This window comes from Aliivibrio sp. S3MY1 (genome assembly GCF_028765575.1).
In the GTDB taxonomy this organism is placed as follows: Bacteria; Pseudomonadota; Gammaproteobacteria; order Enterobacterales; family Vibrionaceae; genus Aliivibrio.
In genome coordinates this window covers 86381-93361 of sequence record NZ_JARACO010000016.1, presented here as the reverse complement: position 1 = coordinate 93361, position 6981 = coordinate 86381, and the positions used below count along the sequence as shown (strand labels likewise).

The following is a 6981-nucleotide window of genomic DNA, read 5'->3' as shown; positions in this document are numbered from 1 at the left end:
CCGTTGGTAATAAAGAAATCGAAAACGTTCTTGGACAAGTTGGTTCGCGTCCCTCTCGTGCAAAAAATCTCATTTTGCGCTCCAACAAAATTCAGCAGCGCTATTATGCAATTAATCCTGCTACCGGTGAAACGACGCATTCCAATACAGAATTAACCGCTGAAGCGATCAGAAAACTCAATTCAACCTCTTTTGATATTAATTCTACAGAGCTTTTGGCCTGTGGTACGACGATTGCCGATCAAATTTTACCTAATCACGCATTAATGGTGCATGGTGAGCTTGGCATTCCTAGCTGTGAAGTGATTGCGACATCAGGCATCTGTTTGTCCGGTACCATGTCATTAAAATATGGCTATATGTCGGTTCTAAGCGGCCAAAGTAATAATGCGGTGGTCACAGGTTCTGAAAATGCATCTGCGATGATGAGAGCCAATACGTTTGAAGCTGAAATTGAAAATGTGGCGGATGAACTAGAGCGTCAACCTGAGATTGCTTTTGAAAAAGACTTCTTACGTTGGATGTTAAGTGATGGGGCGGGAGCTGCACTATTAACGTCTCAACCTAATGCCGATTCAATCTCCCTTGAAATTGAATGGATGATGCAAAAATCCTACGCCAATGAGCTTGATGCTTGTATGTATGCAGGTGCTGAAAAACAAGCAGATGGCAGCTTAAAAGGCTGGCGTGAATACGGCTCTCAAGAGTGGTTAGATCAATCTATATTTTCAGTTAAGCAAGACGTAAAACAACTGAACGATAATATTGTTGAATACACGGTAACTAAGCCGCTAAAAGAGTTAGTTGAGCAAGGTAAAGTGAACGCAGATGACGTGAGCTATTTTGTTCCTCATTACTCATCAGGTTACTTCCGTGATCGCCTGTATCAAGGCATGTTAGAGGCTGGCTGTGATATTCCACAAGAACGCTGGTTTACTAATTTACCAAGCAAAGGAAATACAGGCTCTGCTTCGATTTATATTATGTTAGAAGAGCTGTTCCATTCTGGTGAGTTAAAAGTGGGTGACATATTATTGTGTTACGTCCCTGAGAGTGGACGATTTTCTACCGCCTTTATGCAATTGAAGGTGGTCTAATGGAAGTTAAAAAAGTCCCACAAGATAATATTTCAACCTACGCTAATAATGCGAAAGCCGTGTATGCCACCGATGAAAATGGCGAGTACTCAGTGGTCGCGTCTACCGGTTGGGAAGTAGAAGAAGAAGTGACTAAGCAAGCCTTAAATGAATTTGAACGACAAGCACAAGTCGCGTATGACTTGGTAAGAACAGGGGAAAAGTCCTCTTTGTATTATCATATGTTTGCTCAGCGTATGGATTTAATGGTGTTAGCGCAATCTGTTGGTTGGTTTCAATGGCGAGTTAAACGTCATTTTTCACCATCGGTGTTTGCTAAGTTATCGCCAGCTAAGCTTTCGGCCTACAGTGATGCATTAGGTATTTCAGTTAAGCAATTAACTAAATTACCTAACCTTTCGAATAAAAAATAAATAAAGCGTGTTCATGACCACTACCTTGAAAAAAAATAATACCCAGTATCAACACAAACACTATGCCCACTGCGAGAGTGGTGTCATGTCTTCGATGCTTACTCATCATGGTTTGCCATTATCAGAGCCAATGGTGTTTGGTTTATCAAGTGCTTTAGTGTTTGCTTATCTTCCGTTTGTGAAACTTAGCGGTATGCCATTGATTGCCTATCGTTCGATGCCTAAATCCATTATGAAGGGATTACAAAAAAGCATCGGATTGAAGATGAAGTTGGAGAAGTTTTCAAAGCCAGAGCAAGGCACCAAGCGATTAGATGAGTTACTTGAACAGGGTAAAATCGTCGGCGCACAAACGTCTGTATTCTGGTTGCCGTATTTTCCAGAAGAGATGCGTTTTCATTTTAATGCTCACAATCTCATTGTTGTTGATAAAAAAGATAAAGCCTATCAAATCAGTGATCCTGTCTTTGAGCACTTAGTTGAAGCCGAAGAGAAAGCGCTACAAAAAGCCCGTTTTGTTAAAGGTGTTATGGCACCAAAAGGCTCATTGTATTACCCAACGCATATTCCAAGTTCGATTGATTACCCTAGTGTGATTGAAAAAAGCATTAAGAAAACCGCTAAAACGATGCTGAAAACGCCAGTGCCTATTGCTGGCTTAAAAGGGATGCATTTTTTAGCTAAGCATATCCGTCAATTAGAAAATAAAGACGAGCATTATGCCAAGTTATTTTTAGGCCATATCATTCGTATGCAAGAAGAGATTGGTACGGGGGGGGCAGGTTTTCGTTATATCTACGCCTCTTTTTTACAAGAAGCCTCAGAGCTGATTCGTAACGAAAAGCTGAAAACTGCTTCTATTGAGATGACGGCGATTGGTGATGAATGGCGTGAGTTTGCATTGTTAATAGCCAAAGCGATCCGTCCTCGAAATAAAAAAACCATTGAATTTGATATTATTGCAGCAAAATTAGAATCAGTTGCCGAGCAAGAAAAGCAGCTGTACTTATCATTAATGCGAGCGTTTTAATGATCAAAATTAGTGGCTTAAATAAATCCTATGGTAACAAGAAAGCGTTAGATAACTTAACGCTCTCCATTCCCTCAAATAGTATTTATGGTTTGCTCGGTCCTAACGGAGCAGGAAAAACCACACTGATCTCCATTTTGAATGGCTTAGTGTCGTTTGATTCTGGAGAGATCTCTTTTTTTGATTTACCGTTAAAAAAGAATCTAAAGGCTATTCGTCAGCGCTGCTCTTTGATCCCTCAAAGTTTGGCTTTTTATGAGAATTTAAGTGTAAAAGAGAACTTAAACTTCTTTGCTGGTGTGCAAAAAATAAAAGGCAAAACCTTAAAAGATAATTTAGCGTATGCGGTAGAAACGAATCGTCTTGCAGCCATGATGGATCAAAAATCATCCACTTTATCTGGCGGTCAAAAGCGCCGTTTAAATATAGCGATTGGTTTGTTAAATAACCCAGATGTTCTGTTTTTTGATGAGCCGACAGTGGGGATTGATCCTGAATCTCGTAATGAAATTTTAGATACAATTAAGGCCTATAAGTCAGATAATAAAACCGTGATTTACACGTCTCACTATATGCCAGAGATTGAAAAAATCTGCGATGACGTAGCAATCATGAATGCGGGTCAAATTGTTAAGCAAGGCTCTATATCCTCATTGATTAATAATCAAGAGAGTCAGCAAGTGATTATAGATCTTTATCCTCACTCATCGATATCGCTATCTCTGTCTATGATGAATCTGGAGGGGGTGAGCGTAGTTGATACGACGACCTTAGTATTAGATCACTCAAGCAGCACATTGGTTGCTCAAGTGATCAGTGAATTAGAACAACAGCACATCAAAGTGAAACAAATCCGTTATGGCGCCACCACGCTTGAATCTCTGTTTATCAATCTAACATCAAAAGGAAGAAGCGATGTTTAAAGCCATGTTGATAAAAGAATTTTTATTGGTAGGTCGAGATAAACACGCGTTAGCTGCATTGTTCATTATGCCTGCAGTGTTTATCTTGATCATGTCATTGGCGCTTAAAGATGTGATGAACGAAGATAAATCATTAATGACGTATGCCTTGGTTGATAACGATCAAAGTAGCAGTAGTGAAGCATTAATAAATAAATTATCCAATATATCGACATTAACCAAACATGCATTGGATTCTGATGAATATCGTTCACCTGAAGAAGAGGGGGTGCAGTTTATTATTGATATTCCTGAAGGTTTTTATCAAAACGAATTGCCACTACAGATCAGCGTTGCAGCAGATACTTCTCCATCTTTGCTTACCATTTTCAAGAATCAAATAGCACTCAGCTGGATGGGCAATAAACTTGATGAAGTGAACTCAGCCAATCAAGACAGCTTTGATTTTTTAGATGATGAAAGGGTCGATAACTCTTTTGATGAATCGTCATTAATGGAGATCCAATACGCCAAGTTATCCCAAGATGAAAAACCGACCTCGACTCAACAAAGTGTGCCTTCTTGGATCGTATTTGGCCTGTTTTTTGTCATTATTCCGATGTCGACCATTTTTATTAGTGAGCGAAAACAAAATACCTTAATGAGATTAAGCACCATGAATCTTAGCTTAGCGGCCTTGTTTGGTGGGAAAATATTGCCTTATATGCTGATAAATCAAGTGCAAGTCTGGTTAATGATTAGCGTTGGTATGTATATCGTCCCTCTATTTGGTGCGGCTCCGTTAACGATTGGAGGTTCAGTTTTGGGTTTGATATTGGTTTCATTATCACTCAGCTTATCGGCGATTGGGTTGTCTATTTTGATTGCCACCATGGTTGATAGTATTGAACAAGCAACGACGATTGGCGGCATTATTAATATTTTATTAGGAGCGATTGGTGGTGTCATGGTGCCTAAGTTTGTGATGCCAGAAGCAATGCAAACCTTCTCCAATATTTCTCCGATGTCGTGGGGCTTAGAAGGTTTTTTAGATATTTTCTTACGTCGAGGAAGCGTGATGGATGTGCTTAATGAAGTCATGGCATTGACGTTATTTGGCGTGGTTTCACTATTGATTGCCAGTATTGTATTTACTTATAAACAAAGGAAAAGTTCATGAAAGGGTCGTTAGATACAGAATTCAAAATAAAACTTAAAAATATGATCCTTGAAGAGTGTGACAGAGAAGAAATCACAGCAGATGAATTGGCAGATGACGTAGAGCTATTTTCTGATGAGAGTGGTTTAGAGTTAGATTCAGTAGATGGACTGCAAATTTCGATGTTATTGCAGCGTCACTTTAATCTACGTTTGGTAGACCCAAAAGAGTTTCGCCGTATTGTAACGACGATTAACCACCTTGCTGATCACCTACAACCAGAATAATAACGATGATTACGATACTTGGTGGCGAGGTGTTAAGTGCACTTGGCAATAAAACACAACAATTGGATTTAATGAAAGCGGGCAAATACCTTACTGTTGATAAATCAGTGAATGTATTTGAACAGATCAAAACGTTGCCTTATTACGCGATTCAGAATAATGGTGATTTTGAGGAGCTGTTTGATCCTATTCCTTATATGGACACACTGATCAGCACCTTGTTTGAACTTCACAATATATCAGAACACGATCGCCAACGTTGTGGTCTGTTTTTAGGTTGTGCCGCCAATGATATGTCGTTAATGCACCCACTTGGTTCAAGTATTAAAGAAAATCATCCTCCTCAGTTTTCAGGTAGTCGAGTCGGAAATGGTGTGTACGCCGATAAATTAGCAGTTAAGTTTGGTTTAAATCCATTTAGTCTCACTTACAACACCGCTTGTACTTCGAGCTCTAATGCTATCTTAGATGCGGCAACGATGTTGGAGGCGGGTGTCATTGATTATGCACTGGTCATTGGAATGGAAATGTTCGCTTCTCACTCTTTTGAGGGATTCGTATCCATGCAATTATTGGCTGGGCAGCAAACGAAGCCTTTTGATGCAAACAGAGATGGATTGCTATTGGGAGAAGCCTTAGGCGCACTGTTGATGAGTCGTGATGATGTCAAACTATCACCTTGGCAGTTTTGTGGTGGCAGTAGTCAGTGTGAAACACACAGTGTGACAGGGGTAAATCCGGATGGTTCAGGTATCGCTCAAGTGATTAAGAATGCACTGCAAGCCAGTAACATGAGCGAAGAGGAGATCACTGCTGTAAAGGCACACGGAACAGCCAGTAATCTAAGTGATTTAGCAGAGATAAATGGCATGAAACAAGTGTTTTCTACAGCCCCCTCTTTATTTTCATTAAAGCCGTATATTGGTCACACGTTAGGCAGTTGCGGAGTGAGTGAGTTGGTGATAATGATGGAGGCCATTAACGACGGATTTATACCTAAAACGGCAAACTTTGAAATCCAAGATGACGAGATTAACTGGACCCCAACACAAGAAAGCATCTCGTGTGACTCTGGGGTGTTTTTGCTGAACTGTTTTGGTTTTGGTGGTAACAATAATGCACTTGTTGTGAAGAAGGACGTTGTATGATGTATGTGCATTGCGTTGCTAGTGTGAATATTAAACAAGACCAATATATTGATGTAAAAGCAGAATGTAAGAAAGTGGCGTCCAGTTTTGTTCGTCGAACTGATCGCTTTATTCAGCTCGGTTTATTAGGTGTCTCTGGTATTAAAGAGCAGCAAGAATTAGATAAAAATACCGCGCTGTTTATGATTTCAGGTCAGGGTAACTTATCGGTATTTAATCGATTGTGTCAGCAGCGTTATGTAGAAGAAATGCCCCCCAAGCCTGTCGATTTCATTAACTCATTAAGTAATACCGCTGGTTTTTACATTGCGAAATTTTTAGGTCTTGAGAGTAAAAACCTAAACCTAGCACAGCAAGGATTTGTGGTTGAAAATGCATTGTTATTAGCCGATGCTAGTCTAAAAACCCAACAAGAACAGAACATATTGCTGGGCGGGGTGGATGAGCGAGTAGATCAATCTAATGATCCTCATGGTTATTTAGATATTTCAGAAGATAGGGTGATAGGCGAGGGATCAAATTGGATGTTGTTAAGTGCGAGTAAGAGTGGCGCTAAAGCAAAAATTGATGTATCACCTCAACAGTTTAACCAACAATCATTACTGGCATATGTGACTTCCTTATTAATGACTAAAGCTTTCATTGCAACACATATCGCATTTGGTCAACGAGTTTCAAATGATCTAATAACTTGTGTTATGAAGGTTGTTCCTAGTGATTTATTTGATTGCCAACCGGTTTGTGATTTCTACGAAACCAATCAATTGTATGCTTTGAATCTATTTATAGAAGAGCAACGAGGGAGCTTACTGTTCATTGATGGCTTTGAAGGGAAATATAGAGTAATAACCCTAACCTTAGAGCTATAAATCAATGAGTTAGTATGGCTTTATTTTATCTTGTTAGCTCAACGACAGGAAATTAGGTGATGTATATTCATTGCTG

General features: G+C 39.6%; 8 protein-coding genes. All 8 read left to right on the top strand.

The window, feature by feature from the left end:
- On the top strand, positions 1-1097 hold a 1097-nt coding region (locus tag PVK62_RS11875; RefSeq protein ID WP_274449410.1), incomplete at its 5' end, for a beta-ketoacyl-ACP synthase III.
- Complete coding sequence (locus tag PVK62_RS11870) at positions 1097-1510, top strand: hypothetical protein (RefSeq protein ID WP_122033880.1); 414 nt, start codon at positions 1097-1099, stop codon at positions 1508-1510. The genes PVK62_RS11875 and PVK62_RS11870, both read left to right, overlap by 1 nt.
- Before the next feature lie 13 nt (positions 1511-1523).
- Positions 1524-2540: a BtrH N-terminal domain-containing protein gene (locus PVK62_RS11865; RefSeq protein WP_274443895.1), complete on the top strand. Its 1017-nt coding sequence runs from the start codon at positions 1524-1526 to the stop codon at positions 2538-2540.
- On the top strand, positions 2540-3463 hold the full coding sequence (locus PVK62_RS11860) for an ABC transporter ATP-binding protein (RefSeq protein WP_274443894.1): 924 nt from the start codon (positions 2540-2542) through the stop codon (positions 3461-3463). Before PVK62_RS11865 ends, PVK62_RS11860 begins: the two co-directional genes overlap by 1 nt.
- Complete coding sequence (locus PVK62_RS11855; RefSeq protein WP_274443893.1) at positions 3456-4622, top strand: ABC transporter permease; 1167 nt, start codon at positions 3456-3458, stop codon at positions 4620-4622. The genes PVK62_RS11860 and PVK62_RS11855 overlap by 8 nt, the downstream gene beginning before the upstream one ends.
- Entirely contained in the window at positions 4619-4888 is a 270-nt protein-coding gene (locus PVK62_RS11850; protein WP_274443892.1) for an acyl carrier protein, read from the top strand. The genes PVK62_RS11855 and PVK62_RS11850 overlap by 4 nt, the downstream gene beginning before the upstream one ends.
- Positions 4889-4893: 5 nt before the next feature.
- Positions 4894-6036 carry a beta-ketoacyl synthase N-terminal-like domain-containing protein gene (locus PVK62_RS11845; protein ID WP_274443891.1) on the top strand — a complete coding sequence of 381 codons (1143 nt, stop codon included), beginning with the start codon at positions 4894-4896 and terminating at the stop codon, positions 6034-6036.
- The gene (locus PVK62_RS11840) at positions 6033-6905 is read left to right on the top strand and encodes a hypothetical protein (protein ID WP_274443889.1); all 873 of its coding nucleotides are present in this window, start codon (positions 6033-6035) and stop codon (positions 6903-6905) included. Before PVK62_RS11845 ends, PVK62_RS11840 begins: the two co-directional genes overlap by 4 nt.
- Positions 6906-6981: the final 76 nt, after the last annotated feature.

What these genes read in the sequence shown, in the direction of transcription:
- PVK62_RS11870 (WP_122033880.1), top strand. Translation starts at nt 1,097, where the DNA reads ATGGAAGTTAAAAAAGTCCCACAAGATAATATTTCAACCTACGCTAAT.
- PVK62_RS11865 (WP_274443895.1), top strand. Translation starts at nt 1,524, where the DNA reads ATGACCACTACCTTGAAAAAAAATAATACCCAGTATCAACACAAACAC.
- PVK62_RS11860 (WP_274443894.1), top strand. Translation starts at nt 2,540, where the DNA reads ATGATCAAAATTAGTGGCTTAAATAAATCCTATGGTAACAAGAAAGCG.
- PVK62_RS11855 (WP_274443893.1), top strand. Translation starts at nt 3,456, where the DNA reads ATGTTTAAAGCCATGTTGATAAAAGAATTTTTATTGGTAGGTCGAGAT.
- PVK62_RS11850 (WP_274443892.1), top strand. Translation starts at nt 4,619, where the DNA reads ATGAAAGGGTCGTTAGATACAGAATTCAAAATAAAACTTAAAAATATG.
- PVK62_RS11845 (WP_274443891.1), top strand. Translation starts at nt 4,894, where the DNA reads ATGATTACGATACTTGGTGGCGAGGTGTTAAGTGCACTTGGCAATAAA.
- PVK62_RS11840 (WP_274443889.1), top strand. Translation starts at nt 6,033, where the DNA reads ATGATGTATGTGCATTGCGTTGCTAGTGTGAATATTAAACAAGACCAA.